At 65.6% G+C, this 26931-nt stretch carries 24 protein-coding genes and 5 pseudogenes; 17 read left to right on the top strand and 12 right to left on the bottom strand.

Translation table 11 applies throughout. The annotated features are described in order from the left end of the window. Window positions 1-3 precede the first annotated feature (3 nt). Together L6444_RS13135 and L6444_RS13130 are read left to right on the top strand one after the other, a co-directional pair. Window positions 4-825, top strand: coding sequence for an SDR family oxidoreductase (locus L6444_RS13135; RefSeq protein WP_236983159.1), 822 nt, complete (start codon window positions 4-6; stop codon window positions 823-825). Then, window positions 822-1709: an oxygenase MpaB family protein gene (locus L6444_RS13130; protein ID WP_255731195.1), complete on the top strand. Its 888-nt coding sequence runs from the start codon at window positions 822-824 to the stop codon at window positions 1707-1709. The genes L6444_RS13135 and L6444_RS13130 overlap by 4 nt, the downstream gene beginning before the upstream one ends. A 1-nt stretch (window position 1710) precedes the next feature. Here the strand turns inward: L6444_RS13130 and L6444_RS13125 are convergent, their stop codons facing one another. The 7 genes and pseudogenes from L6444_RS13125 to L6444_RS13095 form a co-directional block, all read right to left on the bottom strand. Next, a complete protein-coding gene (locus tag L6444_RS13125; RefSeq protein WP_236983156.1) occupies window positions 1711-1920 on the bottom strand; it encodes a PE family protein in 210 nt (69 codons plus the stop codon). A 327-nt stretch (window positions 1921-2247) separates the two neighbouring features. Further along, window positions 2248-3343: pseudogene (locus L6444_RS13120) on the bottom strand (LLM class flavin-dependent oxidoreductase). Window positions 3344-3357: 14 nt separating this feature from the next. Further along, window positions 3358-4396, bottom strand: a pseudogene (locus L6444_RS13115) (ABC transporter substrate-binding protein). Next, window positions 4374-5123, bottom strand: a complete 750-nt coding sequence (locus L6444_RS13110) for an ABC transporter ATP-binding protein (RefSeq protein WP_236983154.1) — start codon at window positions 5121-5123, stop codon at window positions 4374-4376. Before L6444_RS13110 ends, L6444_RS13115 begins: the two are co-directional and overlap by 23 nt. 10 nt (window positions 5124-5133) lie before the next feature. Next, window positions 5134-5961, bottom strand: a complete 828-nt coding sequence (locus L6444_RS13105) for an ABC transporter permease (RefSeq protein ID WP_236983152.1) — start codon at window positions 5959-5961, stop codon at window positions 5134-5136. A 121-nt stretch (window positions 5962-6082) separates the two neighbouring features. Then, a complete protein-coding gene (locus L6444_RS13100) occupies window positions 6083-7522 on the bottom strand; it encodes an FAD-dependent oxidoreductase (RefSeq protein ID WP_236983150.1) in 1440 nt (479 codons plus the stop codon). Window positions 7523-7570: 48 nt separating this feature from the next. Next, window positions 7571-8239 (bottom strand): alpha/beta hydrolase, encoded by a 669-nt coding sequence (locus L6444_RS13095; protein WP_236983148.1) that lies wholly within the window; start codon window positions 8237-8239, stop codon window positions 7571-7573. Window positions 8240-8302: 63 nt separating this feature from the next. On the opposite strand from L6444_RS13095, the gene cobG reads away from it, so the two are divergent. The 3 genes from cobG to L6444_RS13080 are packed head-to-tail and all read left to right on the top strand — an operon-like array spanning window position 8303 to window position 11490. Then, window positions 8303-9391, top strand: coding sequence for a precorrin-3B synthase (gene cobG, locus L6444_RS13090; protein ID WP_236983146.1), 1089 nt, complete (start codon window positions 8303-8305; stop codon window positions 9389-9391). 9 nt (window positions 9392-9400) lie between these two features. Then, window positions 9401-10027, top strand: coding sequence for a precorrin-8X methylmutase (locus L6444_RS13085; protein WP_236983144.1), 627 nt, complete (start codon window positions 9401-9403; stop codon window positions 10025-10027). Next, window positions 10024-11490 (top strand): precorrin-2 C(20)-methyltransferase, encoded by a 1467-nt coding sequence (locus tag L6444_RS13080; RefSeq protein ID WP_236983142.1) that lies wholly within the window; start codon window positions 10024-10026, stop codon window positions 11488-11490. The genes L6444_RS13085 and L6444_RS13080 overlap by 4 nt, the downstream gene beginning before the upstream one ends. A 28-nt stretch (window positions 11491-11518) precedes the next feature. Here the strand turns inward: L6444_RS13080 and L6444_RS13075 are convergent, their stop codons facing one another. The 4 genes from L6444_RS13075 to L6444_RS13060 are packed head-to-tail and all read right to left on the bottom strand — an operon-like array spanning window position 11519 to window position 14908. After that, window positions 11519-12247 (bottom strand): cobalt-precorrin-6A reductase, encoded by a 729-nt coding sequence (locus L6444_RS13075; protein ID WP_236984093.1) that lies wholly within the window; start codon window positions 12245-12247, stop codon window positions 11519-11521. Then, window positions 12244-12993, bottom strand: a complete 750-nt coding sequence (gene cobM, locus L6444_RS13070; RefSeq protein ID WP_236984091.1) for a precorrin-4 C(11)-methyltransferase — start codon at window positions 12991-12993, stop codon at window positions 12244-12246. Before cobM ends, L6444_RS13075 begins: the two co-directional genes overlap by 4 nt. Then, the gene (cbiE, locus tag L6444_RS13065; protein WP_236983140.1) at window positions 12990-14162 is read right to left on the bottom strand and encodes a precorrin-6y C5,15-methyltransferase (decarboxylating) subunit CbiE; all 1173 of its coding nucleotides are present in this window, start codon (window positions 14160-14162) and stop codon (window positions 12990-12992) included. The genes cobM and cbiE overlap by 4 nt, the downstream gene beginning before the upstream one ends. Next, on the bottom strand, window positions 14159-14908 hold the full coding sequence (locus L6444_RS13060; RefSeq protein WP_236983138.1) for an SDR family NAD(P)-dependent oxidoreductase: 750 nt from the start codon (window positions 14906-14908) through the stop codon (window positions 14159-14161). Before L6444_RS13060 ends, cbiE begins: the two co-directional genes overlap by 4 nt. Window positions 14909-14943: 35 nt before the next feature. Here L6444_RS13060 and L6444_RS13055 point away from each other — a divergent pair, with 35 nt between their 5' ends. The 9 genes and pseudogenes from L6444_RS13055 to L6444_RS30595 form a co-directional block, all read left to right on the top strand. Next, on the top strand, window positions 14944-15354 hold the full coding sequence (locus tag L6444_RS13055) for a F420-dependent biliverdin reductase (protein WP_236983135.1): 411 nt from the start codon (window positions 14944-14946) through the stop codon (window positions 15352-15354). A 129-nt stretch (window positions 15355-15483) separates the two neighbouring features. Further along, on the top strand, window positions 15484-15798 hold the full coding sequence (locus L6444_RS13050) for a DUF2563 family protein (protein WP_236983133.1): 315 nt from the start codon (window positions 15484-15486) through the stop codon (window positions 15796-15798). Beyond that, window positions 15780-17459, top strand: a complete 1680-nt coding sequence (locus L6444_RS13045; RefSeq protein ID WP_236983131.1) for a putative alpha/beta hydrolase — start codon at window positions 15780-15782, stop codon at window positions 17457-17459. Before L6444_RS13050 ends, L6444_RS13045 begins: the two co-directional genes overlap by 19 nt. Beyond that, entirely contained in the window at window positions 17422-18162 is a 741-nt protein-coding gene (locus L6444_RS13040) for a hypothetical protein (RefSeq protein WP_236983129.1), read from the top strand. The genes L6444_RS13045 and L6444_RS13040 overlap by 38 nt, the downstream gene beginning before the upstream one ends. Window positions 18163-18415: 253 nt before the next feature. Next, window positions 18416-19801 (top strand): hypothetical protein, encoded by a 1386-nt coding sequence (locus L6444_RS13035; protein ID WP_236983127.1) that lies wholly within the window; start codon window positions 18416-18418, stop codon window positions 19799-19801. 54 nt (window positions 19802-19855) lie between these two features. After that, window positions 19856-20516 (top strand): annotated as a pseudogene (locus L6444_RS13030) (IS1634 family transposase); the annotation flags it as partial. 726 nt (window positions 20517-21242) lie between these two features. Beyond that, on the top strand, window positions 21243-21623 hold the full coding sequence (locus L6444_RS13025; RefSeq protein WP_459551935.1) for a tyrosine-type recombinase/integrase: 381 nt from the start codon (window positions 21243-21245) through the stop codon (window positions 21621-21623). Between the two features lie 103 nt (window positions 21624-21726). Beyond that, the gene (locus L6444_RS13020; RefSeq protein WP_236983122.1) at window positions 21727-22383 is read left to right on the top strand and encodes a tyrosine-type recombinase/integrase; all 657 of its coding nucleotides are present in this window, start codon (window positions 21727-21729) and stop codon (window positions 22381-22383) included. A gap of 186 nt (window positions 22384-22569) precedes the next feature. Next, window positions 22570-22800: pseudogene (locus tag L6444_RS30595) on the top strand (integrase); the annotation flags it as partial. 95 nt (window positions 22801-22895) lie between these two features. Here the strand turns inward: L6444_RS30595 and L6444_RS13015 are convergent. Next, window positions 22896-23126 carry a hypothetical protein gene (locus L6444_RS13015; protein ID WP_236983120.1) on the bottom strand — a complete coding sequence of 77 codons (231 nt, stop codon included), beginning with the start codon at window positions 23124-23126 and terminating at the stop codon, window positions 22896-22898. Window positions 23127-23146: 20 nt separating this feature from the next. Between L6444_RS13015 and L6444_RS13010 the strand changes: the two genes are divergently transcribed. From L6444_RS13010 to L6444_RS13000, 3 genes and pseudogenes are all read left to right on the top strand, one after another. Beyond that, entirely contained in the window at window positions 23147-23566 is a 420-nt protein-coding gene (locus L6444_RS13010; protein ID WP_236983118.1) for a tyrosine-type recombinase/integrase, read from the top strand. 142 nt (window positions 23567-23708) lie between these two features. After that, a pseudogene (locus tag L6444_RS13005) lies at window positions 23709-24697 on the top strand (IS1634 family transposase); the annotation flags it as partial. Between the two features lie 19 nt (window positions 24698-24716). Beyond that, window positions 24717-25124 carry a hypothetical protein gene (locus tag L6444_RS13000; RefSeq protein ID WP_236983115.1) on the top strand — a complete coding sequence of 136 codons (408 nt, stop codon included), beginning with the start codon at window positions 24717-24719 and terminating at the stop codon, window positions 25122-25124. The last annotated feature ends 1807 nt before the right edge of the window (window positions 25125-26931 follow it).

The following is a 26931-nucleotide window of genomic DNA, read 5'->3' as shown; positions in this document are numbered from 1 at the left end:
GGCATGTCAGTGGCAGGCAAAGTAATCGCAATCACCGGCGGGGCCCGCGGCATCGGCCTGGCCATCGCAGAAGAACTACAGCGTTCGGGCGCCAAGGTGGCCATCGGGGACATCGACGAAGCGGCCGCCCGAGAATCGGGCGGGCGGTTAGGGCTGGCGTTGACCCGAAGGCTGGACGTCACCGATCGCGCGTCGTTCACCGCGTTCCTCGATGCGGTCGAGAGCGAAATCGGGCCGGTCGACGTGCTGGTGAACAACGCCGGGCTGATCTCGGTGGGCAGTGCGGTCGACGAGCCCGACGAGGCCACCAAGCGCCTGCTCGACGTCAACGTCTTCGGCGTGATCCTGGGCACCAAGCTGGGGTTGCAACGTATGCTGCCGCGCCGCCGCGGTCACGTCGTCAACATCGCCTCGCTGGCCGGTGTGCTGCCCACCGAGGGCATCGCCACCTATTGCGCGACCAAGCATGCCGTACTCGGCTACACCGACACCGTCCGGCTGGAAAACCGGGGCAGCGGAGTGCATTTCACCTCGATCATGCCCACGCTGACCAACACCGACATGGTGGCCGGAGTCGGGCATGCCAAGGGATTCAAGAATGTCGAGCCTCGGGACGTGGCACAGGCAGTCGTGGCGGCGATCGGCAAACCCCAACCGCGAGTAGCCGTTCCGCGGTCCATGGGCATCACGCTGTCGGTGCAGCAGTTGTTGCCCCGGCAGGTGGCGGAAGCGCTGGGCCGCTTACTGGGCACCGGGCGGGTATTCACCAGCGACCTGAACCGCGATCAGCACGAGGTGTATTCGCGGCGGACCGGCATCTCGTGAGCACTCGCCTCGCCCTGGGGCCGCAGTCGCTGTTGTGGCGCTGGGCGGGCGACATGCGAATCGCCTTCGAAGGCGGGACGGCCGGTCTGATGCAGACCATGCATCCCGCGATCGGCCAGGGACTAATCGACCATTCGAACTTCTTCGACGATCCCGTCGACCGGGTATTCCGCTCACTGCCGGGGATTCTCGGCACCATCTACGACGGCCCCGAGGCTGATCAGACCGGCCGCAAGGTGCGCGACTTCCACCATCACATCAAGGGTCAGCTGCCCGACGGTTCGCGCTACCACGCGCTGAACCCGCAGACGTACTGGTGGGCGCACGCCACCTTTCAGGTGATGGTGCACCGACTGGCCGAATACTGGGATGTGCACCGGCTCACCGACCACGAGCGTGAGCAACTCTACCTCGAGGGCTGTGAATGGTACCGGCGCTACGGCATGTCGGATTCGGTGCTGCCGCCCAGCCTGAGCGAATTCAACCGGGAGTACCAGCGCTATTGCACCGAAATCCTGCAGCCCAACCCGGCTTCGGACTTCCTCGTGAAGTTCATCCACCGCTCCGCGATCCCCGACATGAGCGCCTCGCCCGATTATCCGAGCACCCCGATGCTGAAGCCGATCATGGACGCGCTGCTGCCCACCATGGCGGTACGCACCGCGCTGGCGCCGCCGATGCGCCTGGTGATCTTCGGTGGATTGCCGCCAATTGTGCGGGAACGCTTCGGAATTGGGTGGAGCGGCGCCGACGAGGCCGCTTATCTGGCGATTCGGACTGCGATCAAGCAAGCCTGGCGCGGCATACCCGCAGCACTGAAATGGCATGATGCTGCCCGTAAGGGGTGGCTGCGCGAGTTGGGCCGCGTGCCGCGTCGCGCCTGAATCAGGCCGGCCCGGCGGCCGCACCGAGCAGGCTGACCAGCCGGTCCTGGATCGCCCGGGCGCGCGCGCTGACCTGTTGAAACCTGGCCGCCTGCAGACAGAATTGCGTTGCGACCAAGGCTGATACCACATCGGCTCCAGCCGGCACCACGCCCAGCGAACCGGTGGATGCGGGCGCCGGGTCCGGCGGACCGTGGGTCGCTGACGACATCTGGATGCTCCTTGCTGCAAGACGGTCGGCATGACTTTCCGCGCATTCCGAAGCAGCACCGAATGATTCAAGAGCCCGGAAGGTGGGACCGTCGTCGGGGTTGAGCGCTATAACCTCCTCCAGGCCAGGGCGCGCCACCGCTTCGAGCAAAGTGTGACCACACCCGACCCCTCGGCGGGTGCCACACTTGCACAGACGCCTCACGTAGCGAGGTGCTTGCATCGGTCATGGTGACACCGGGGGCATAGTGGGTCAACGCATTTGGTGTCGACTCACAGCCAGTTGCACGCCGACTCACAGAATGGCGTGATCTTGCCTTCCACGGGGTCAGGCGGCGATGCCGTGGCGCCGCAGGATGGGTAACACCCCTTCGGCGAACCAGTAGGCCTCTTCCAGATGCGGATATCCGGACAGAATGAACTCGTCGAAGCCCAGTGCGTGGTACTCCAAGATCAGCTTCGCCACCTCGTCGTGGCTGCCGACCAGCGCGGTGCCCGCCCCGCCGCGCACCCACCAGGCCCACCGCCCACAGATTCGGATAGATTTCGAGCTGGTCGAGCCGGCCGCCGTGCAGTGCAGTCATTCGGCGTTGTCCCTCGGACTGCGAATGCGCATGCAGCGCGGTGGCATTCGCGATCTGCTCCGGAGTGAGCTCGTTGACCAACTCGTCGGCCACTGCCCAGGCGGCGGCCGAGGTGGCCCGGCTGATGGTGTGCAGCCGAATCCCGAAACGAATGTTGCGGCCCCGCGATTCGGCGAGTCCCCGTACCTTGGCGATCTTGTCCGCAGCCACCTGCGGGGGCTCGCCCCAGGTCAGATACACGTCGACGAATTCGGCTGCGACATCCAACGCCGGAGGGGACGATCCGCCGAAGTAGATCTGCGGCAACGGGTCCGGCGGCTCGGACACCCGAGCGTCCTCGACTTTGTAGTAGTTGCCGCTGAAGTCGACCGATTCCTGCCGCCAGATCGCATTGACCAGTTGCAGGAATTCGCCGGTGCGGGCGTACCGTTCGTCGTGGCTGAGCCAGTCACCGAACCGGCGTTGCTCACTGTCGTCGCCGCCGCTGACCACGTTGAGCAGCACCCGGCCCTCGGAGAAGCGCTGCAGCGTCGCGGTCTGCTGCGCGGCCAGCGTCGGGGGCACCAAGCCGGGCCGGAACGCCACCAGAAATTTCAGCCGTTCGGTCTCGGCGAGCAGCGCCGCGGCCGTCAACCAGGCGTCTTCACACCAGGTCCCGGTGGGCGTCAACACCCCCTCGAAGCCGAGTCTGTCTGCAGCGCGGGCGATCTCGGCCAGATAGCGTCGGCTCGGCTTACGATGACCCGCTGTGATGCTGTGGTGAGACGACGTGTGCGATCCCCCCACGATGGAACGACTGTCCCCCGTGGTCGGCAGGAACCAAAAGAATTTCGCTGGCATAGACTCCCCTCGTTTCAGTCGACCAGATTGGGCCGCAACGCCTCGTTGTATCGGCGATCTACCCAGTTCGAGAACTTCGGTGACGATTGAATCTGCTGCGACGCCGCGAACAAATCCGCCAGCCGCTGTTCCGATTTGACGATCTCGTCGCTGAGTTCGGTGGGCAGTCGCAGGCTTCGGTTCGCCGCCACCGCTGCGACCTCAGGTTCCAATCCCACTGCGGTGGCGTAGTACTGGCCCCACTCCTGGGGGTGCGCCTTGGCCCACCGGGCGGCCCGCTCGAAACGGACCAACAGATCCCCCAGCGCGGTATTGCGTCTGGCGTCGGCCAGCGCCTGATCCGAAGCAACGCCAACCCAGTCACCGTTGGTGACACCGGTGGCTTCGGCGATGCTGCGCACCGGGATCTGGTGTTCGGCCTGCGCGGTGAAGGGATCCCAGATCGCCCAGGCGTCGGCCTGGTGCTGGGTGAAAGCCGACAGCGCGTCGGCGGGTTGCAGGAAGACCAGTTTAAGGTCGGCGGGTTTGAGTCCGACCTTGTCCAGTTGAGCCAGCAGGTTGGCGTGTGCGGAACTTCCCTTGCCGACGGCGACGGCTTTGCCGCGCAGCTCGGCGACCGTGGTGATCGGCGAATCCGCGTGCACCAGAATGCGATTGCCCGGCCCGCCCCCGGCATAGGCCGAGACCACCTTGATCTTGGCGTTGCTGGCGGCGCCGAATATCGGCGGGGGTGTTGCCCATGATCGCGAAGTCGATGCTGCCCGCGGTGGCCGCCTCGACCTGCGGCGGCCCGGAGGTGAAGGTGGAGAACGCCACCCGGTAGGGCACGCCGTCGAGCTGGCCGGCGGCGCGCAACAAAGCCTCCGTACCGCCCTTCTGGTCGCCCACCTGCAGGGTGAGATCGGCCAGCGTGGACAGCGGCACCGCGGCGGGTGCGGCTTGCGGCCCCGAGTTCGTGTGTCGCGCAACACAGCCGGTTGCCGCGCGAGCACGACGAGTGTGAAGAGTGCGAGCAGGTTCCGCAGCGAAGTCAACGCCGCACCCCGAGCCGATCGAGCAGTTCGGTGCGGTAACTTTCGCAGCCGCGGTCGGCATTCAAGGGTCGAGGCTCGTCGATCGTGAGCGTGTGCGCGATCCGGCCGTCGTCGCAGACCAGCACCCGGTCGGCCAGGGCGATGGCCTCGTCGACGTCGTGTGTCACCAACAACACGCCGAAGCCGTGCTGCCGCCACAGGTCGAGCAGCAGTTTGCGCATCGTCAACCGGGTCAACGCGTCCAGCGCGCCGAACGGCTCGTCTAGCAACAACAAATCGGGCTGCGCGACCAGCGCCCGGGCCAGCGAAACACGTTGCGCCTGGCCACCGGAGAGCGTCAGCGGCCAGGCATCGGCGCGGTCGGCCAGACCGACGTCGGCCAGCGCCCGCTCGGCGCGTTGGCGGACCTGCGCCCGCGGTAACCGGTCCCGGGTCAGTCCGTACCCGACATTGGTTCGTACGTCGCGCCACGGGAACAGTCGCGGCTCCTGGAAAGCCAACGCGGGAGCTCCTGCGACAACGCGTTCCCCGGTGTGGTCGTCGGACAACCCGGCCAGCACGCGCAAAACCGTCGACTTTCCCGACCCGCTGCGCCCGAGCAGGGCGACGATCTCACCGGTCTGCACCCGCAGTGAAACGTCTCTAAGCACCTGGCGAGGGCCGTACCATTTGTCGACGTGCCGCAGTTCGCCGGCGATCTGCGTGACCGCACGTTTGTCTGAGCGGGGTTCCAAAGTGATTGTCACGATCGGCCTTTCACAGTCGATAGCGTTGCGCGTGACGTTCGATGAGCCGCACCAGCGCGTCGGTCACGATGCCCAGCAGGGCGTAGAGGGTCAGCCCGAAGATGATGATGTCGATGCGTAGGAAATCGCGGGCATTGTTGATCAGGAAGCCGATTCCCTTGTCCGCGTTGATCTGCTCGGCCACGATCAGTGTCAGCCAGGCGATGGCCAGCGACTGCCGGACCCCGACCAGCACTTGCGGCGCGGCGCTGGGAACGATGATTCGGCACAATCGCTGCCAGAAGGAAAAGCCCAGCACCTGCGCCGATTCGAGGAGTTTGGGATCGACCTGGCGGATCGCCGAGAAGCTGTTCAGGTATAGCGGAAAAATCACACCCAGCGCGATCAGCAACACCTTGGGCAGCTCCCCGATGCCGAACCACAGGATGAACAACGGGATCAGACCCAGATGCGGCAGCGCACGAATCATCTGCATGGGCGGATCCACGGCCGCTTCGAACCAGCGCGACAGCCCGACTGCCGCGCCCAGCGCCAGCCCGATTACTCCGCCCAGCACCAGCCCCTCGATCACCCGCACTCCCGACACGTGCAGCGCATCGGCGAGTTGACCGTTACCCACCAGCTCCAGCCCGGCCTCGACGATCAAGGACGGCGCCGGCAACACGTCTTCGGGAATGAGCGCGATCGCGCTGCCGAGTTGCCACAATGCCAGCAGCAACAACGGCGAAACCCAGCGCAGCAGGTCCCATTTCCGGCGCGCCCAACGCCCGGTCGGGCCGGTTCTCTGGCTGTCACCCAAACCGGTCGGGGCGCCAACCATCGCAGTGGCGATGCTCACTGAGTGGACGTTAGAGCGTTCTCACTAGCTGGGGTAAGGGTTTTCATCGTCCTGAAGGCAAACCCGGACACATGGTGCGTGCCTAGAAGTCGGCGACCTCAGGGGCCGGTTGCGGTGCACACTACGCCGACTGGGCGAGTTCGACCCCGGCGCAGTCTTCGACGATTGGGGTGTCGGCGTGGCGGCGCTGTGCCCGCAACACCCGGATCAGAATGGTCGGCCGCAGCAGGCGGGTGGCAGGATCGATCATCGCGGTGATTCTCATAAACTGCGCGGCGACGACGGGATCTGACTCCGTTGCGGTCAGCACCGGCTCCAGGCACGCATTGCTGATCCGCATCAGCAGCGGTCTAGGTCCCGGCACTTCCGGGAGTGCCAGGTCGGAGCCGACGGCGGTCTGCCAGGCCACCCGCACGTACTTTGCCGCGGTCCGGGTGAATCGGCGGGTGAGCCCGCGACTCCCCCGCTGCAGGCAGTCCCGCAGCACGGTGGCCTCGATCGCGGCGATCGTCATCCCCTGCCCGTAGATGGGATTGAAGCTGCAGACCGCGTCGCCGACCACCAGCAGACTCTCGGGCAGCCGACGCATCTTGTCGTAGCGCCGCCACCGGTTGGACGGCACCCGGTGGTGTACGACGGCGCCGATGGGCTCGGCTGCGCGGATCGCTTCCGCCACCGCGGGAGGCGCCAGTTCGTCGACGTAGGAAAGGATTTCGTCGTAATCGCGGGGTGGCTCGAGGCCTGCCATGGTGCCGGCTCCGATCATCCACGAGTCGTTCTCGTATCCGATCATCGCGAACATCTTGGGTTGTCCCGCCTGCGGGAAGCGCGCAATCATGTGCTGCCTGATCAGCCCGGGTGAGATGCGGACCAGTTGGCACGCGTAGGCGAGTTGCACCATCACCTCGTCCTCGGTGGGACGTCCGTAGCCGAGCAACTCCAAGAAGACCGGCGTCCGCGACCCGCGACCGGTGGCGTCGACGACGAGGTCGGCGCTCAGCGTCTTCGCCCGGTCGTAGGCGCGGTCGACCACCCGCACCCCCGTGATGCGGCGCCTATCAGGTGTTGCGGTGAGACCGACCACGTCGTGGGCTTCCCGGATCGCGATGTTGGGGATGGCCCGGACCCGTTGCCGCACATTCCATTCCAGTACCGGCCGGCACGGGGATAACATGCGCGGCGCGTGCGCCGACTTGCCCGACCGCACCATCCGGTGTCCGCCGAACGACCAGTCCAGCTTGGAGAAATCGCCGTCGTCCCAGGTGGTGGCACCCTGCGCGAGCAGATCGTCGCCGAACCCGGGGAAGAACTCCTCGAGGACCTCGGTGAGCCGCGGGAGGCAGGCGTGAATGAGCCGGCCTTGCGGGACACCGCGCCGGTTCACCGGATCGACCGGCAGGATGTCCCGCTCGATGACTGTGACCCGGTCGTAGAAGTCAGCCAGCACGCGGGCCGCCAACAGGCCCGCCATGCTGGCGCCCAGCACCACCGCATGACCACCGCGTTGCACCATTGCATTCCCCTTCTTGACGGTCTGCCCGAAGTCTGCGGCGGACGGCAAGGGGGTGCATAGCGTAGCCGACTACGCATGTCGGTCGACGCCGGTTGTCTACAAACCCGGGCGGCTGACCACCGCCGCGATCCGGGACGCGACCTCCCGGGCTGGGCCCAGTGCGTCATTTGCCGGCTCGTAGCGATCCGCGATCGGGTCGTACTGCGCGCCGGCGATCGAGCCGTGGTCGGCGGCCAGCTCCACCACCTCGACCGGCCACCCGATGGCGGACAGCGACGCGGCGAATTCTCTGCTGGCGGCCACCGGCACCACGTCGTCGGCCGAGCCGTGCAGCAATGTGAACGGTGCACCGATATCGGCGGAAAGCAGCTCCTCGAGGTGGCGCCCCGAGATCGGATCGGCAGCCATGAAAGCGCCTGCGAGGCAAACCGTATGTGCGACAACGACATCGTGACGGGCGGCGTCCAGCGTCACGCCGGCGGCGGCGGCTCCACCCAGCGACCAGCCCACCAGGACGATGCCGTCGTCGGCGCCTTGTCGCGCCAACGTCAACGACCCCAACAGGTCCGCCCGCCCGCCGTCCTCGGCATGAGAGTTCCAGTCCGGCGCGATCACCTGGACACCATGACCGGCGAGCAGCTCCGCCAGCGGCCGTACGGCGCCCCGCGCGTCGGTTTGCATGCCGTGCCACAACAGGACGGTCGGCTGCTCCGGCTCGCCGTACACGTCAGCCCAGCGTCCCGGGGCGTACTCCACCGTGGGCACGGACTTCGGTTTGCCCAGGAAACTCGCATCCAAACCGGGCCGTCGAAGTCGTACGGTGGAGAGATGGCCAGGATGCGCGACGACGACGCCTGCCCGGGTGCGCTGCAGGTGCACCAGGCCGCCGACGGCGCGCTGGCCCGGATTCGGCTGCCCGGCGGGATGATCACCGCGGCGCAGTTGGCGGCGCTGGCGAGTCTGTCGACGCAGTTCGGTTCGGGCACGTTGGAGTTGACCGCGCGGGGCAACGTGCAGTTACGCGCGGTCACCGACGTCGACGCCGTCGCTGCGGCGGTGGCCGAAGCGGGGCTGTTGCCTTCGCAAACCCACGAGCGGGTACGCAATATCGTCGCCTCCCCGTTGTCCGGGCGGGTCGGCAACCATGCGGACGTGCGGCCATGGGTCGCTGAGTTGGATGCGGCGATCTGCGCCGAGCCGCGACTCGCCGAGCTGGGTGGCCGGTTCTGGTTCGGATTCGACGACGGGCGAGCAGACGTATCCGGTTTGCGCGCCGACGTCGGCGTGCATGTTTTCGACGACGGCCCGCGGCTGCTGCTGGCCGGCTACGACACCGGGGTGCCCGCCGAAATCCCCGCAACCCTGCTCGATATCGCGCTGCGCTTCCAAGAGATCCGCGGAAAGGCTTGGCGGGTAAATGAACTCGATGACATCGAAACACTAATGCCCGGTGTGGCGCTGGGTGCGGAGTTTCCTCCCGTCACCAAACCGCCGGTCGGTTGGCTGGCCCAAAACGACGGTCGCGTCACACTCGGCGCCGGAATACCGCTGGGTGTACTGCCGGCCCGCGTCGCGGAATTCCTGGCGGCGATCGAGGCCCCCATGGTGATCACACCGTGGCGATCGGTGCTGGTGTGTGACCTCGTCGAGGAAACCGCGGATGTGGCCTTGCGCGTGCTCGCGCCGTTGGGTCTGGTGTTCGACGAGCACTCCCCCTGGCTGACGGTGAGCGCGTGCACCGGCAGCCCGGGCTGCGCGCAGTCCGCCGCCGACGTGCGTGCCGATGCCGCAGGGTCGCTGGACGTCGATTACCACGGGCACCGGCACTTCGCCGGGTGTGAGCGGGCGTGCGGCAGCCCCCCCGGGTGCGAGGTGCTGGTCGCGACCGCGAGGGGCTACCGGGTGCTGAGGTCTTAAAGTGGGCGAGTGCTCGACTACATCCGCGACGCCGCGGAGATCTATCGGCGCTCGTTTGCGATTATTCGCGCCGAAGCGGACCTGAGTCGCTTTCCCGCCGACGTGGAGCGGGTGGTGGTTCGGCTGATCCACACTTGCGGGCAGGTCGATGTGACCGAGCACGTCGCTTTCACTGACGACGTCGTCGCCCGGGCCGGCGCCGCCCTGCGCGGCGGCGCCCCGGTGCTCTGCGATTCGTCGATGGTGGCCGCCGGGATCACCGCGGCGCGGCTGCCCGCCGGCAACGAGGTGGTGTCGCTGGTCGCCGACCCGCGGGCGGCCGAACTGGCCGCCCTGCAGGGCACCACCCGCTCGGCGGCGGCGGTGGAGTTGTGGGCGCACCGGCTGCCCGGGGCGGTCCTGGCCATCGGCAACGCCCCGACGGCCCTGTTCCGGCTGCTCGAGCTGCTCGACGACGGCGTCCCCCCGCCCGCCGCCGTGCTGGGCGGACCGGTGGGTTTCGTCGGCTCCGCGCAGTCCAAGCAGGAGCTGATCGACCGCCCGCGCGGCATGTCCTACCTGGTGGTGCGCGGCCGTCGCGGCGGCAGCGCCATGGCCGCCGCCGCGGTCAACGCGATCGCGTCCGAACGCGAATGACCGGCACCCTGTGGGGCGTCGGACTCGGCCCCGGTGATCCGGAACTGGTGACCGTCAAGGCGGCGCGGGTGATCGGGGAGGCCGATGTGGTGGCCTATCACAGCGCCCGGCACGGCCGCAGCATCGCGCGCGGCATCGCCGAGCCGTACCTGCGGGCCGGCCAGATCGAGGAACACCTGGTGTATCCGGTGACCACCGAGACGACCGACCATCCGGGCGGCTACGCCGGCGCGATGGAGGATTTCTACGCCGCAGCCACCGAACGCATCGGCGCGCATTTGGCCGCCGGGCGCAACGTGGCGCTGCTGGCCGAGGGCGACCCGCTGTTCTACAGCTCATACATGCATCTGCACACCCGACTCACCGACCGGTTCGACGCCGTCATCGTGCCCGGTGTGACGTCGGTGAGCGCCGCCTCGGCCGCCGTAGCGACCCCACTGGTGGCCGGCGACCAAGTGTTGTCGATACTTCCTGGCACGCTGCCGGTAGGCGAGCTGACCCGCCGGCTGGCCGACGCCGACGCGGCGGTGATCCTCAAGCTTGGCAGGTCGTATCACAATGTGCGCGAAGCGCTTTCGGCATCGGGTCAACTCGACGGCACCTTCTATGTGGAGCGGGCCAGCACCGCCAAGCAGCGGGTGCTGCCGGCCGCCGACGTCGAGGAGACCAGCGTGCCGTACTTCTCGTTGGCAATGCTGCCGGGCGGGCGGAAGCGCGCGTCGGTCACCGGCACCGTTGCCGTGGTGGGCCTGGGCCCCGGTGGCTGCGACTGGATGACACCGCAGACCCGCCGCGAACTGGCCGACGCCACCGACCTGGTCGGCTACGCGACCTATCTGGACCGGGTGCCGCCACGGGAGGGGCAGCGCCGCCATCCCAGCGACAACACCGACGAACCCGCCCGCGCCCGGCTGGCCTGCTCGCTGGCCGAGCAAGGTCGCGCCGTGGCGGTGGTGTCCTCCGGCGATCCCGGCGTGTTCGCGATGGCAACCGCAGTTCTCGAAGAGGCCGGGCAATGGCCGGGCGTGCAGGTTCGGGTGATTCCCGCGATGACCGCGGCGCAGGCGGTGGCCAGCCGGGTGGGTGCTCCGTTGGGTCATGACTACGCGGTGATCTCGCTGTCGGACCGGCTCAAACCCTGGGAGGTGATCGCCGCGCGGTTGCGGGCCGCGGCCGCAGCCGATCTGGTGCTGGCCATCTACAACCCGGCTTCCAAGTCCCGGACCTGGCAGGTGGGTGCGATGCGGCAGCTGCTGCTCGAGCATCGCGATCCCGGCACGCCGGTTGTCATCGGCCGCAACGTGTCCGGGCCCGACGAGGAGGTACGGGTGGTGCGGCTGGCGGACCTGAACCCCGCCGAGATTGACATGCGCTGCCTGTTGATCATCGGTTCATCGCAAACCTGTTGGCAGTCAACTGAATTCGGCGACCGGGTGTTCACGCTGCGCCGCTACCCCGGCTAGCCGCCGCAGTAGCGGATCGCGGCATCGCTCAGCCCAGCCCCGCCACCCATTGCGCGGCCTCCTGCACAGTGCCTACCGTGGCGACCCGCTCGGGCAGTGCTGGGCGCTGCACCATGACTACCGGAATATCAAGCGCATCCGCGGCATCCAGCTTGGCGCGGGTCATCTCGCCACCGCTGTTCTTGGTCACCAGCACATCGATGCGATGCTCGGCCATCAACGTCGCCTCGTCGTCGTAGCGGTACGGGCCGCGAGACAACACCAACCGATGGTGACGCGGCAGCACGCCGTCATCGGGCGCGGTGACGGCGCGGATCAAGAACCAGGCGTCACTGCCGGCGAAAGCCTTGGTGCCGGATCGGCCGGTGGTGAGAAAGACGCGTGCATACCCCTGCCGAGCAACGTGTTCAGCCGCCTCAGCGTCAGAGGCAACGACGGCGGCTGAGCCCGGATCCCACGGTGGCCGGGCCAGCACCAGATAGGGCAACCTGAGTTCGTCGCAGACCAGCGCGGCATGGGCGGTCATGGTGGCCGCGAACGGGTGCGTGGCGTCGACGACCGCGTCGATGCGCTCGTCGTGCAACCAGCGTCTGAGCCCGTCGACGCCGCCGAATCCGCCGATCCGCACCGGCCCGACCGGCAGGGCCGGATCGGGCACCCGGCCCGCCAGTGAGCTGACGATGTCGACCCGCGGGTAAAGGGCTTTGGCCAGCGCGCGGCCCTCGGCGGTGCCGCCGAGCAGCAGGACCCGCATCAGTGCGTCTCCCGGCGCGCCACCGAATACAGGTAGCTGTCGGTGAATCCTTCGGCGGCCAGCACATCACCGACGATGATGACGGCGGTCTTGGTGATGCCCGCCTGACGCATTTGGGCCGCGATGTCGGCCAGCGTGCCGCGCAGCACGGTTTGCTGCGGCCAACTCGCGAAAGCCACTACCGCTGCCGGTGTTTCGGAGCGGTAGCCGCCAGCCACCAACTGCGGGACGATGGCGTCGATCTGCGCGGCGGCCAGGTGCAGGATCAGCGTGGCCCCCGATCGGCTGAGGGTGACGAGGTCTTCACCGGGCGGCATGGCGGTGGACAGGGTGGAGACCCGGGTCAGCGTCACCGTCTGCGCAACCCCGGGCACGGTGAGCTCGCGTTTGAGGGCGGCGGCTGCGGCGGCGAAAGCCGGTACGCCGGGCACGATTTCGTACCGGATGCCGCGTGCGTCGAGGCGCCGGCATTGTTCGGCCAGCGCGCTGTACAAGGACGGGTCACCGGAATGCAGCCGCGCCACATGGTGGCCGGCAGCGTCGGCATCGACGAGCCGGGCGACGATTTCATCGAGCGTCAGCGGGCCGGTGTCGATGATCTGCGCGTTCGGCGGACAGTGCGCCAGTAGATCTTTCGGCATGATCGATCCCGCGTACAGGCAGACCGGACAGGTTTGGAGCAGACGCTGGCCGCGCACGGTGATCAGGTCGGCCGCACCCGGGCCGGCGCCGATGAAATACACCGTCATCGCTTGGTTACCGACCACTGCGTGACGGGGTACTGCGGGCGCCAGCCGGTGAACCCGCCCAGTGCCTCACCCTGATAGTGCTGAAAGCGTCGCAGTTCACCGCCGTGTTGTGAATATGCTTGTGCGAGTATGGCTTCAGATTCCACCGTGACGGCGTTGGCGACCAGTCGTCCGGTTGCCGGCAGGTGAGCCAGGCAGGCGTCCAGCAGGCCTGGGCTGGTCAGGCCGCCGCCGACGAAAATCGCCGCCGGCGTGGGCACCTCGTCGAAGTCCTCGGGCGCCTGACTGCGCACCTCTACCCGCACCCCGTTGGATGCGGCATTGAAAACGATGTTGTGGCGGCGCTTTTCGTCGAGCTCGAATGCCACCGCGGTACAGCCCCGGCCGCTGCGGCACCACTCCACGGCGATGCTGCCCGAGCCGGCCCCGACGTCCCACAACCGCTGCCCGGGTCGCGGCGCCAGCGCCGCCAGCGTGACCGCCCGGATGCCGTACTTGGTGATCTGTCCGTCGTTGGCGAAGGCGTCGTCGGGCAGCAGCATGACGCGCTCGTCGGGCAGGTAGCGCACCGCGATCAGATTGAGGTTCTGCACGTCGGCGGGCGGGCTGTCCGCCCAGTCGCGGACGGTGCCGTCGCGGCGACGCTCGAGCGGACCGCCGAGTTCCTCGAGCACGGTGAATTCCGAGTCGCCGCGGCCGTGCGCAGCCAGCGCCGCGGCCAGTGCGGTGGGCGTGGTGTGGTTGCTCGACAGCACGATCGCCTGGCCGCCGCGGCGCACCGCGGTGTTCGGTTCGGCCGTCACCAGACTGATCACTTCGGTGTCGTGGACGTTCCAGCCCATCCGGGCGCACGCCAACGTCACCGACGAGACATGCGGCAGCACCCGCACCTTGTCGGTGCCGAACATCCGGATAAGGCTGCCGCCGACGCCGTGCATCAGGGGATCGCCGCTTGCGACGACATGGACATCCGGGCCGTCGGCAGGCAACGTCTGCAAAGCGGGCAACACCGGCGACGGCCACCGGCGGCGCTCGGCCGTGACGGTGGCGTCGAGCAGGTCGAGTTGTCGGGCAGATCCGTAAACTGTTGCAGCTCTGCGCAATTCATTGCGGGATGCTTCGGAAATACCCGGCATGCCGTCGGCTCCGATTCCGACCACGACGATCATCGCGGCATCCGTCGCCACACGAACTGCGGCAGCAGCTTCAGCACGAAGAACAACGGCCGCAGCGCCCACGGGATCCATACCGTGCGCCTGCCCTTGGCCAGTGCGCGGGCTGTCGCGGCGGCGACCTGCTCGGGGGTACTGGACAGCGGCGCCGGCGACATGCCTGTGGTCATGCGGCCGATCACAAATCCCGGCCGTGCCAGCAACAATCGCACCCCGGTGCCGTGCAGTGCGTCGGACAGCCCGGTGGCGAAGCCGTCCAGGCCGGCCTTGGCCGACCCGTAGACGTAGTTGGCGCGGCGCACCCGCACCCCGGCGACCGAGGAGAACACCACCAGCGATCCATGTCCGGCCGCGCGCATGGCGGTGGCGAGGTGGGTGAGCAAGCTGATCTGAGCGACGTAGTCGGTGTGCACGATGGCCACCGCGTGTGCGGCGTCGGTCTCGGCGCGGGCCTGATCACCCAGGATTCCGAAGGCCAGCACCGCGGTGCCGATGGGACCGTGATCGGCGATGATCGCCTCGACCAAAGGGCCGTGGCCGGCGAGGTCGTCGGCGTCGAATTCTCGGGTGTGCACTGCGGTTGCACCCGCATCGAGCAGGGTTTTCACTTCAGCGCCGAGCTGGTCGGGGTTCCGTGCGGCGAGTACCACCGTGGCCCCGGGAGCCAGCCGGCGTGCGAGTGCGATGCCGATCTCGCTGCGGCCGCCGAAAATTACCACCGGAGCAACGCCCGTGTCGTCCACGGGTGTGATTATGGCCTGCGCTAGCGTGGAGGGCGATGGCCAAGACCACTACCCGTCTCACCGACGACGCACTGGCGTTCCTCACCGAACGCCACCTGGCCATGCTGACCACGCTGCGCACCGACAATTCGCCGCACGTGGTCGCGGTGGGGTTCACCTTCGACCCCAAGACCCACATCGCGCGGGTCATCACCACCGGCGGCTCGCAGAAAGCGCTTAACGCCGAACGCGGCGGGGTGGCGGTGCTGAGCCAGGTCGACGGCGCCCGCTGGCTGTCGCTGGAAGGCCGCGCGATCGTCAACAAAGACATCGACGCGATCCGCGACGCGGAGTTGCGCTACGCGCAGCGTTATCGCACCCCGCGGGCCAACCCGCGACGGGTGGTCATCGAAGTGCAGGTCGAGCGGGTGCTCGGTTCCTCGGAATTGCTGGACCGCGGCGAGTAAGTCTTTTCGTTCTTGGTGCCGCACGAAGTGAATTGCGGGCCCTACCGCCGGTCATTAGCCTCGCCTGCATCTGATCTCTATTGGGGGCGTGGCGATCTCGACGCCTCGTTGAGCGGAAAGGGGCCGATTGTGTTCGTCGACAGCGCGATGCTGCACTCGGGCAGTGGGCAGGCACACCGGGCGGGTGCGCACGCTCATCAAGCGGCAGCTCATCTTTCGCAGGCTGTGCTCGGCACGCAGATGTTCGGCGACTTCGCCGCAGCTGAGGCCTTCCACAGCGTGGCAGGATTGGCACGCGATCGCCATGCCCGAATTCTGTTGGGCCACCGTGAGACTCTTGACACCATTGCCGACAACGCTCACCTGGCCGCCGCGACGTTCACCGACATGGACGAGCAGAATGCCGGTCGCGTTCGGGCGGTGCGGTGCATCTCCGCTACCTGAAAATCCCGGGGCTGGTCACCAAGGCCGGCGGAAACCCGTGGTCGGTCAACAAAACCCTGCAACGCGGGTGTCCAGCGCAGATTTCCTCTCTGGCGCAAGCGTTTCACGACGCGGGGCACAGCACCGCCGAAGCCGACGCGGCCTTCGCAGAAGCGCTTGCGCGTTTCCGGGCGGCCTGGAACGGTGAAAACGGCGATCATCCGATCAACGACGCTGCCGAAGTCCAGCGCGTCACCACAACGCTTGGGGCACAGGCGGAAAAACTGCCCCAGATTGCGGTGGACCTGGAAAGCGCGGCCGCCGTCCTGGCCGAGGCACAGCGGGCCGCGGCCCGACGGATCGCGTTGCTGGAAGCCCAACTTCAGCGCCTCGACGATGAGATCGCAGAGATACATCACTTTCTGGACGGAGGCTATCTGTCCTCGAATGGCGAGCGAGAGGCGACCGCCGCCATCCAGACCATCCGGCGGAATGCCTGCGACGACACCGCCGACGCCCTGCACGACATCACCGATGTCAGACAGTCGTACTCCAAGGTTTTACAGCATCTGATGACGAAGCTTCGCGCTGAGGACGGATATGACGCTGCCGTCGTCGAGACGGTGGATGCGCACGATGCCACGACACCCGAACAAGCTGAAAGCGACGTACGCGCTGCGCTTTCCGGTGACCACGAGGCAGCAGCACGGGTCAACAGCGTGTTAAATTCGATCACCGAGGACCAGATCGCGGGACGAGTGCCCTTGACGCCCGAGCAAGCCTCGGTACTGAGTCAGCTGCAAGCGCAGCAGCATGGCATGACCGCGTACCAACTTTGGGGCGCAGCTGCGCGTCTCGGGGACCAGCAAGGGATGCTCGCGAACTCGTGGCAACTGTTGTGCAACCCGGCCATCTCATATCCCAGGACCGATCTCAGACCCGGCGCCATGCCCGCCGATGAGATTGTGCACGGTGGTTTGACGCAGTTACCCGCGGATGTTCAAGCCACTCTGAGCTCGCCCCAAGCGGAGAAAGCCGAGTGCACGCAGATGATTGCAGAGGTGATGATGAGCGGAAATAGGGCTCTACAAAAGAATTCTGAGCTGGACCGAGCGATGTTACGCAAGACGGCGGCGATGCTGAACAGCAAGGCGTGGTCGGACGACCCGGCGAGCCGGGGCGATAGCGACTCCCGCGACTTCATTTTGGACCCTATGGTCGCGAGTGCCTTGGCGGCGGTGTCACCCGATCACCAGGCAGTGCATGACGCGCTGGTTGGTGCCGGCGGCGGCGAGATGCTCGCCGGGATCACGCATCACTTGTGGTCCGATAACGGCGAACGGGCTGCGGCACTATTCAATTGGATCGGCGACGCCGCCCGTGGTCCGGAAGCTCAGCTCGCCGCTGAGACAGCTCGTGCCTACGGCCAGTACATCGGAACGCACGATCTGCTACACCTGCCCGGCCACCACACCCTCGGCAGTGCGAATCCGAACCTTGTCCGAAGCATGGCGCATGGCCTCGCACCGTACGTCAGCAACATCGCCGGCGTCGGAGGTGGTCTCACCGAATTCGGTGGGCCACTTGATGACCGCAGTTCCAGTGAAAACGGATCGATGCCGATCGCGAAAGGAATCTTTTTCGGTGCTAAGCACCGATACCGAGGCGCGCAACACCTTTAGCGGTCGCGCCGAGAGCCAAGCTCTGATTTTCGAGCATGCCTATGCCCAGGACTTGCTGAATCATGCACCGCACCTGGACAGCTACAACGGCAATCTGGGCGCCGCGATGACCCTGCGCGGCCTAGTCGATCTGGGAATCCACAACGGAGTCGAAGCAGAGGTCGAGAATCAACAGCTCGCAGCGGATGCCGCCAAGCGAGCAGAATATGACGCCCGCAAGCTCGTGTACGAAACGTCGCTCAAGGTCGTCAGTTCGGGCGTGGGCTTCATACCCGGCGGTGGCGCCGTAGCGGGCGCGGGCATCAATGTGACAGGCGGGATCATCGAGAACGACGTGCTGGGACCGGTTCCCTCAGCGTCTACTGTTCACGAGCACACGATGCCGCTGATGTCCACCGGCCGAATTGACCGCGAGATACTGGACGCACTCCTCGCATCCGGTCAGCCCATCCACCTCCCTGATGGCTACCTGACGAATGGACATATCGGGGACCCGGACGAGGTAGCGAGGGTGGTGTCGGGCTTGACCGCTGACGAATACGACCACGAGCTCAACCAAGCGTTGCGAGACTTCTACGCCCAGCACTTTGGCGACGGCCCAGGTCGGCCCCTAGTCCCCGACCAGCACATGATGAACCGGTACAACCTCATCGTCGCCAATCCCAATCCCTCGCAACAGCCGGACCACAAGCCGGGGAAGTAGAGAACCTGACTTGCTGTCGACCGGCTTCGCCGCGCTGGCGCTGAATATCCGAATTGGTCGATCGGCGCTAGCATCACCAATTGCCAGAGCGTCGCAGGTGGGCGCTTTCTGCGCGGTCCGGTGTGGAGGGGGAGTTCATCTGCGCCGGGTGCGGCAGTAACAGTTGAAAGGGTGCTATGAGCGGCGGGGACGGCGATCAGCTGAGGATCATCCTCGACCAGCTTTCAGGCTGCTCGGGGTCCCGGCGCCGCCGATGATCACGTCTGACCAGCTGGCAACGGGCAGCTCGGCGATAAGCCAGTTACTCCGGGCGTTGGGTGCGGCAGCCAACGCTGGCGATGCCGCCGACAACGGCGAGGCCCAGGCCGGGCACGCCGAGCGCGAAGCGAAAACCAATGAGGCGCTGGCCAAGTTCCCCGCCAACGAAGAGCAGGCAGCCACGCGGTTGGCCGGTGTGGCAGGCCAGGGCGAGATGTCGCAGATGCTGCAACAGATGCCGCAGATGGCCTCCGGGATCGCTGGGGGTATCGCCGGAGCGCTCGGCGGGCTACTGCAGCCGTTCAGCCAGATTCCGCAGCAACTGGCGCAGGCCGGGCAGCAGGCCATGCAAGCGGGGATGGGGATGATGCAACACGGCGCCGGAGCCGGCGAAATTGCCCCGGGAGAGCTTTTGGACGCGGAAAGCGAATTGGGCGGCGGGAGCAGCTTTTCCGGCGGCGGCGGTGGCGCTGCCGGTGGTGGCGGCGGTGGGGGAATCGAGGGCACCACACCGACAGCGATGCTCGGACCGCCACCGACTCCGACCGCCGGGACCGTGCCCGCCTCCTCCCAGACCGTCTCTTCCGTGGCTCCTGCCCCGCACGAGGCGCCCGCCGCCCAGCGCGGGGCGATGGGAGCAATGCCGATGATGCCGCCGGGTGCCATGAACGGGTCCGCTGGCGCAGGCAGCGAGACCAAGCCCGACACCAAACGCGTCGTCGGACCGACGGTGAAGAACGGAGCGCCGGTGCAAGGGCGCATCACCACACCGCCGCCGACCCCGGCAGTGGTCAAACACGTCGAGGGCAAGCCGGTGGCGACACGGCGCATTGTGCTGCCAGACAAAAGCGTGCCGACGGCGACGCGGACTCGCAGGGTTAACGCGGGCGGGCCGGCAGCGGGCGGCCGGGCAGCGGGCGGCGGGCAGCGGGCGGCGGGCGGTCGGCAAACTTTCAACCCGCCCTTAGATTCCTTGCTCAACTGGCAGATTCGGCACCGACCAGCAAAGCGTGACTGGTGGATGCGCGGATCAAAGATACGATCCACGCGTGTCGACTCTGCCTCCACCGCAGCCTCCGCCTATGCCCTGGCCTCCGGTTGGGCCTTCGCCGCGCCGGCCGTCGCGATTGCTCCCGCTTGCGTCACTAGGGCTCGCTCTTATAGCGATCGGCGTCGCCGTGGGCGCATGGTTGCACCCAATCCCGCAGTACCATCCGCCTGCGCCACCGACGTACACGAGTCAGCAGATTGCGGACGCGAAAGCGAAAGTGTGCGCTGCATACGGGAAAGTGCATGCTGCCTTTGCAGCAGTAAACGCCCACGACGGCGGCTTCCTGACTTAGGTCACCTTCGGCCGTCTTTTGAAACTGCGATTCGCTGACCCGCGGTTTGCTAGCTTAGTGCCCCGTCAGCACTAAGCGGGTAGTTTCGGGCGGTGGCGTACGTGCGGAAGGTGCGCACGGCCTCGGGCGCGGTGGCGGTGCAGGTCGTGCGGAAACATCGAGGTCAGTCAATCCTGGCGCATGGGATCGGCGCCACCCGATGCTCAGCTCGATTTGCTTGAGCAGGTCGCCGTATCGCGGCCGAGGATCGAAGGCGTTCTCGATATCGAGGTGCCGCTCGGGACCCAGTCCATCGATGGCGTCGACTGGCGCTCAAGCACCTTGTCCTTGTCGCCAGGCGTGTCCAAGGGTGCTCCGGTGCCGGCCGGGCGTACCGCGGCCACACATTCGCGGTTGCTCTACGACGTGCTCGGCACGGTTTATGACTGGCTGGGCTTCGATGTGGTCGAGGACTCGGTGTTTCGGGACTTGCTGATCGCCCGGATCGTCGAGCCCACTAGCAAGGTCGACGCTGCCCGAGTACTCGCTGACCTCGGTGCAGACACCGTGTCCTACAGGACGGTTCAACGGCATCTCGCCAAGGTCAACACCGGCAACTACCGGGAGCAGATCGCGGCCGAATGCTTCACCCACGCCTCGATCGGGGCGGGCTGGAGCCTTCTGCTCTATGACGTCACCACCCTGTATTTCGAGGCCGAGAATGAGGACGACCTGCGCAAGGTCGGGTATTCCAATTATCCCGAGGTCGTGATTATGCCGATCCCGGTGCCGGCGTGGCGATTCTCGTGCAGGTCGACGGAGGTTTCGGGGGCGGTTCGCGCGGCATAATCGTGCTGCGCGAGACAGCCTTCCTGATGGCATTGATTTGCCTATCAGGAGGAGAAACCTATGGATCGCACACGCAGTATCGATGCCGGTGATCGCCCGGCGTGGATCGATGACTTGCTCATCGAGTACGAGCAGTGGCTGGACCGTCAGCGGGGTTTATGCCAGTGACGGTGAGCAAATTCAGCAAGGCGGGCGGTGCAGTTCCTCGGGATGTTGGGCTCAGCCCGAGGTCTCGAGGTGCTTTCTGATGCCGGCATGGTCACTCGAGTTCATGGTCGAGTCCTGCAGTGACCGCAATAACGGAATCTTCGGCGAAGTCGATGGCGCGGTCGGTGCGTTCCTTCCTGCGATGTTTCACGCGACCGGCCGTATATCGGCCGATCTGTCGGGGGCGGTTCCAGTGTCGGCGGCCTGGCATTTGGCGTCGCTTCCAAGGCAGTACCGGCTGCAGATCTTGAGCATCTCCTGGGTGTCGCGTCGCGTCACTGCTGGACTGCTACCAATCGGCGACGCAATCTGCTGGTCAATTTGCCCGCGGGCAGCGAGATCGCCGCTCTGGGTCTCGACGATATCACTGGGCGGGCAGGGAGAACTGACACGTCGGCAAAGGCAACCACGTGAGCACGGTCGCCATCGGAACCCGGTGAGGCGATCGCGGCGTGGCTGGTCGACGGCAGGCCGGCCTGCGCGACGCGATCGGTGTTCACTACCGTCAAGCCCGCAGGGCGTCCGATATCGACCGCAGTGATCGCTCACCTGGTGGCCGCGGCGTGCCGAGACGCTGGGCTGGAGCGCATCAACGCGCACCGTTTTCGTCACACGCTGGCCACGCAGATGCTGCGCTGTGGGGCCTCACTGCCGGAGGTGAGTCAGGTGCTGCGCCACCGCAGCGCGCGCTCCACCGCCATCTACGCCAAGGTCGATGACGTCGCATTGCGGCCCTTGGCCCGGCCCTGGCCGACGATCACCGCGAAGACAGATCCCGATGCCGGTCAAGGCATGGCGCGCCCATGGCCGGGGGCACGGTCATGAAGACATTGCGCGAGAACGTCACTGACTACCTAGCGACCCGCCGGGCGCTGGGATCTAAAACTGAAGGCCTGAGCAAGCTGCTGTGGAGTTTCGTCGAGTTCTTATGAGCACGTGGAGCCACCGGGTCCACAACGACCTCGCAGTCCAATGGGCCACCACCCCGATCAAGGTCCCGGTCAGCGACGCGTTGATAGCTCGCCGACTGGACGCGGTGCGGATCTTCGCCCGATACCAGCATGCGTTGGATCCGCTCACCCAGATCCCAGCCGAAGAGCACCGGCCGCGACGCTACCGGCCCAAGCCGCCAAATATTCTCAGCCAGAACGATACCTGCGCGCTGCTGGCCGCGACAGGCATCCTGGAGCCAGCGTTCAAGGCGCTGACGTGGCGAACAATGATCGGGCTGCTGGCCGCCACCGGGCTACGCCCGGGCGAAGCGTGTCGGCTGGCCGTCAGCGACGTCAACCTGGCCGGCGGAGTGATTCAAGTGCTGGAGACGAAGTTCGGCAAGTCCCGGCTGGTGTTCATCCACCCGAGCACCGCCACCGTGATCGCCGACTACCTACAGGCCCGCCAAGCATGGGTCAGGGCCGGCACACACAGCAGCGCAACGGTTTTCCTCAACACCCGGCGCGCACCGATATCTCCGGACCGGCTCAATGCCACCTTCCGTGGGAGGACGTCGCGGCCGCCGGCGCCACCGCGCCGGGGCACCGGCCAGTCCGCCTGCACGATCTGGTGCCACACCTTCTCGCGGTGACCAATATATCCACTGGTACCGCGACGGCCACGACGTTCAAGCGCGACTGCCACTGCTGTCAACCTGGCTCGGCCACGTCGATCCCGCCTCGACCTACTGGTATCTGCAGGCAGTGCCCGAACTGCTCACCCTTGCCGCCGACCGCCTCGACAACGCCGCCCAAACCTCTGCCGCAAAGCCGGCGCCATGACCACCCCGACGCTGAGTTCGCTGCTGCAAGGGTTCTTCATCGACCGGCTGATGCGCCACCTGCAGGCCAGTCCACAGACCATCGCGGCCTACCGGGACACACCTTCAACTCCTGCTGACCTCTTCACCGCCGGCCAGACCAAGCGATCTCCGGCGCAGCCGACACTCGATGATCTCGACGCCACGATGATCGGAGCTTTCCTGAATTACCTTGACACCGAACGCCACAACAGCACCGCAACCCGCAATGCACGACTGGCCGCGATCCATTCGTTCTACCGCTATGCGCTGCCGCTGACCCCAGAATGCGCTCACACGGCCAGTCAGATCTTGGCGATCCCGCAACGCCGCCATAACCAGGCGACCGTGTCGTATCTGACCAGCACCGAGACTGATGCTTCCCTGGCCGCGCTGACCGAACCACCTGGTACGGCCGGACGCGACCACGCGCTGCTGCTCACCGCCGTCACGACCGGCCTTCGGGTCTCAGAGATCACCACGCTGAGCATCAGCGATGTCATCACCACGACACCGGGAGCCGCCGTGCACACCACCGGAAAAGGCCGAAAAGAACGTGCACAATTCGCTGACCAAACCCACCACGACCGTCCTGCGTTTACGCCAGGAGGCCGGTACTGCTGCCAGCAGTCCAGCCTTTCCGACCCAACGCACGACACCGATGTCGGCAGACGCGGTTCAACGGCTCGTCACCAAACATGCTGCCGCAGCGGCCCATACATGCCCATCGATCGCCGCCAAGCGCGTCACTCCGCACACGCTGCGTCACACCGCGGCGATGGCGCTGCTGCATGCCGGCATCGACACCTCCGTCATCGCCCTGTGGCTCGGCCACCAAAGCCCGGTCAAACTCATCTATCTGCACGCCGACACCGTCAAAGAACGAAAGCGCCCTGAGCCGCGTCAGCGGACCGAACACCACCCCGGCCGCTACCGGCCAGCCGATGACCTCATCAACTTCCTCCAACACTCCTGACGACCAGCAGCACGGAGCACGATTATGCGCCGCGCGAACCGCCCCCGAAACCTCCGTCGACCTGCAAATGAGAATCGCCACGCCGGCACCGGACGGCATAATCACGACCTGATAATTGGAATTATGCCGAGCTCGGCATATCTCCAAGGAGCGTCGTGTCGATCCTCAAATCGTTGTCGGGCTGTTGGTCGACCGCAGCGGATTCCCTTTGGAGATCGGCTGTTTCGAGGGAAACACCGCCGAGACCACCACGCTGATCCCGGTCGTTACCGCGTTCGCCGCCCGCCATGATCTCGGTGACACGCCGATGGTGATCGCCGCTGATGCCGGCATGCTGTCGGCGTCGAACCTGGCCGCGTTGGATGAGGCCGGGCTGGGGTTCATCGTCGGATCGCGGATGACCAAAGCGCCCGGCGATCTGGAGTCGCATTTCCATTGGCATGGCGACGCTTTCACTGACGGGCAGATCATCGACACTGTCAGCCCTCGGCACGCCAACAGCACCGTCAACGGCGGACGCACCGCGCTGGAGCCAGTCTGGGATCCCGACGAACACACCAACGCCTGGCGGGCGAGATCTGGTCGTAGTCGCCAAACGGGCACGCCGCGACCAGAAGACATCTCTACGCCCAAGAATCTCGTGCGCGGGCGGTGATCAACGGTGACCGTGTCGCCAAATCCACTCGCTTGCCAAGACCGCTGCCGGAGACCGCGTGCTCGATGAGGCTCGCCCGCACCGCGCGCAATCGCTGGTCGGCCCCGCAAGGATACGTCACCAACGATCCCCACCACTGCCGCCCGCGTGGAGAAGTGATCGCCCACTACTACGAGTTGTGGCGAGTGGAACGGTCATTTCGCATGTCCAAGAGCGACCTTCGCGCCCGACCGATGTTCCACCGCACCCGCGACGCCATCGAAGCCCACCTCACGATCGTCGTCACCGCCCTGGCCGTGGCCCACAACATCCAGGAACGCACCGGCCTGGCCATCGCCAACGTCATCAAGCAGCTGCGGCCCCTTCGCTCAGCAACCATCGCCATCAACGGGACCACCGAGACATTCCCACCCGAGGTCCCCGAGCCCCAGCGACAAATTCTGGCCAGCCTCAACATCCCCCAACCGGGGCACTAAGCAAAATGTCCTAACTCAGGTGGGCGCATGGTTGCACCCAATCCCGCAGTACCATCCGCCTGCGCCACCGACGTACACGAGTCAGCAGATTGCGGACGCGAAAGCGAAAGTGTGCGCTGCATACGGGAAAGTGCATGCTGCCTTTGCAGCAGTAAACGCCCACGACGGCGGCTTCGATCCTACCGCTAGCCTTGCAGTCGCCACCAGTTCGCGACAAGCTCTCGAAGTCGGTGGACAATACCTCCTCTCAACGCTTGCTAAAGAACCTGCCACTCCGCCTGATCTGGCGACGGCGGCACGCGGATTGGCTGACGATTATCAAGAGCTAGTGATCAGCTACTTAGCGGATGCCCGCGATTCGGACGTTGACACGCTGCGACGTTCAGTCGACAAACTTTCATCGCAAATTGATGGGTTGTGTAAGTGACGAGTTTTCCACCAGGTGAATGGTCCTTGATCCTCGTTGGCGATCAATGGCCGAGTGATCACGAAATAACCGTTGTCCAACAGGCAAGAAATAACCGTAAAGCTTGTAGAAATTCATTTCTGCAGTTCGCAGATGCGTTGAGTAGTGCACAGAAGCAATTTTTGGCTGAGCAGCGTGGGATAACTGTCGATGATCTTCGTCATAAATTTCGCGACGGAGAAAAGCGGGCTCGTCATACTGGAGAGAAGAACGCCGTGAAGGAGTCGGCGTATGATATCGCGCAGAACAGCGTGCAATGTCTTCGAGAAGCGTTAGCCGCTTTAGCCGAACAGGGTAACAGCGAAATTAAGACCATTCAAGAATCGAAAGAACCTGACGCCGCAAAGCTAGCACAAATTGTCCCAGTTATTCACCGGATGCGATCGTTAGATTCGTTGCTCAACTGGCCGATTCGGCACCGACCAGCAAAGCGTGACTGGCGGATTTGCGGATCAAAGATACGATCCACACGTGTCGACTCAGCCTGCTCCGCAGCCTCCGCCTATGCCCTGGCCTCCGGTTGGGCCTTCGCCGCGCCGGCCGTCGCGATTGCTCCCGCTTGCGTCGCTGGGACTCGCTCTCGTAGCGATCGGCGTCGCCGTGGGCGCATGGTTGCGCCCAATCCCGCAGTACCATCCGCCTACACCGCCGACGTACACGAGTCAGCAGATTGCGGACGCGAAAGCAAAGGTGTGCGCTGCATACGGGAGCGTCCATAGTGCAATCGAGGCGAGTGCTTCTCGCGACGTAGGCACTGATCCCACTTCTAAACTAGCGTTTGCTATTAATGGGCGGCAAGCATTATTGGCCGGCAGTCAGTATCTCAGAACGGTTCTGGGCTCGGAACCAGCCACTCCTAGTGGCCTCGCGGCAAAAATATCAAAGATTACTGATATCTACCAGGAATTAACCATCGATTATTTGAATGGCAAGACTGAGGTCCAGATGCAATCCATTACTCAGGTCGGAAATGAAACAGCATCCAATATCGAAAGCCTGTGCAAATGATGGATGTTCCACTCGCAGGGTTAACGCGTGCGGGGCTGCGGGCGGGCCAGCAGCGGGCGGCGGGCGGTCGGCAAACTTTCAACCCGCCCTTAGATTCCTTGCTCAACTGGCAGATTCGGCACCGACGAGCAAAGGGTGACTGGCGGATGCGCGGATCAAAGATACGATCCACGCGTGTCGACTCTGCCTCCACCGCAGCCCTCGCCTATGCCCTGGCCTCCGGTTGGACCACCGCCGCGCCGGCCGTCGCGATTGCTCCCGCTTGCGTCACTGGGACTCGCTCTCGTAGCGATCGGCGTCGCCGTGGGCGCATGGTTGCGCCCGATCCCGCAGTACCATCCGCCTGCGCCACCGACGTACACGAGTCAGCAGATTGCGGACGCGAAAGCGAAGGTGTGCGCTGCATACGGTAAGGCAGACCACGCCGTGATGGCTAATACCGGGAGAAACGGGGACGACGACCCAGCCACGCAACTCGGGTTGGCCGCAAATGCGCGGATTGCACTTTTTGACAGTGGACAGTATTTGTTGAAAATCCTGGGGCAAGAGCCGGCGACACCGCATGACCTCGCCGAGGAAACACGAACGCTTGCCGACCACTATCAGCAATTGGCGTTGCAGTATATGTCCGAGGCTAACGATCCTGAACTTACGTCAACACGTAAAGAAGTCGATAGGTCTGCATCCAGACTCAGTGAGATGTGCAAGTGACCTTCCCACCAGGTAAATGGTCACGATTGCTCAACGGCGATCAGCGCCC

Source organism: Mycobacterium kiyosense (assembly GCA_021654635.1).
Classification (GTDB): Bacteria; Actinomycetota; Actinomycetes; order Mycobacteriales; family Mycobacteriaceae; genus Mycobacterium; species Mycobacterium kiyosense.
The sequence above is the reverse complement of the archived record's forward strand: the minus strand, read 5'-3'. Positions and strand labels throughout refer to the sequence as shown.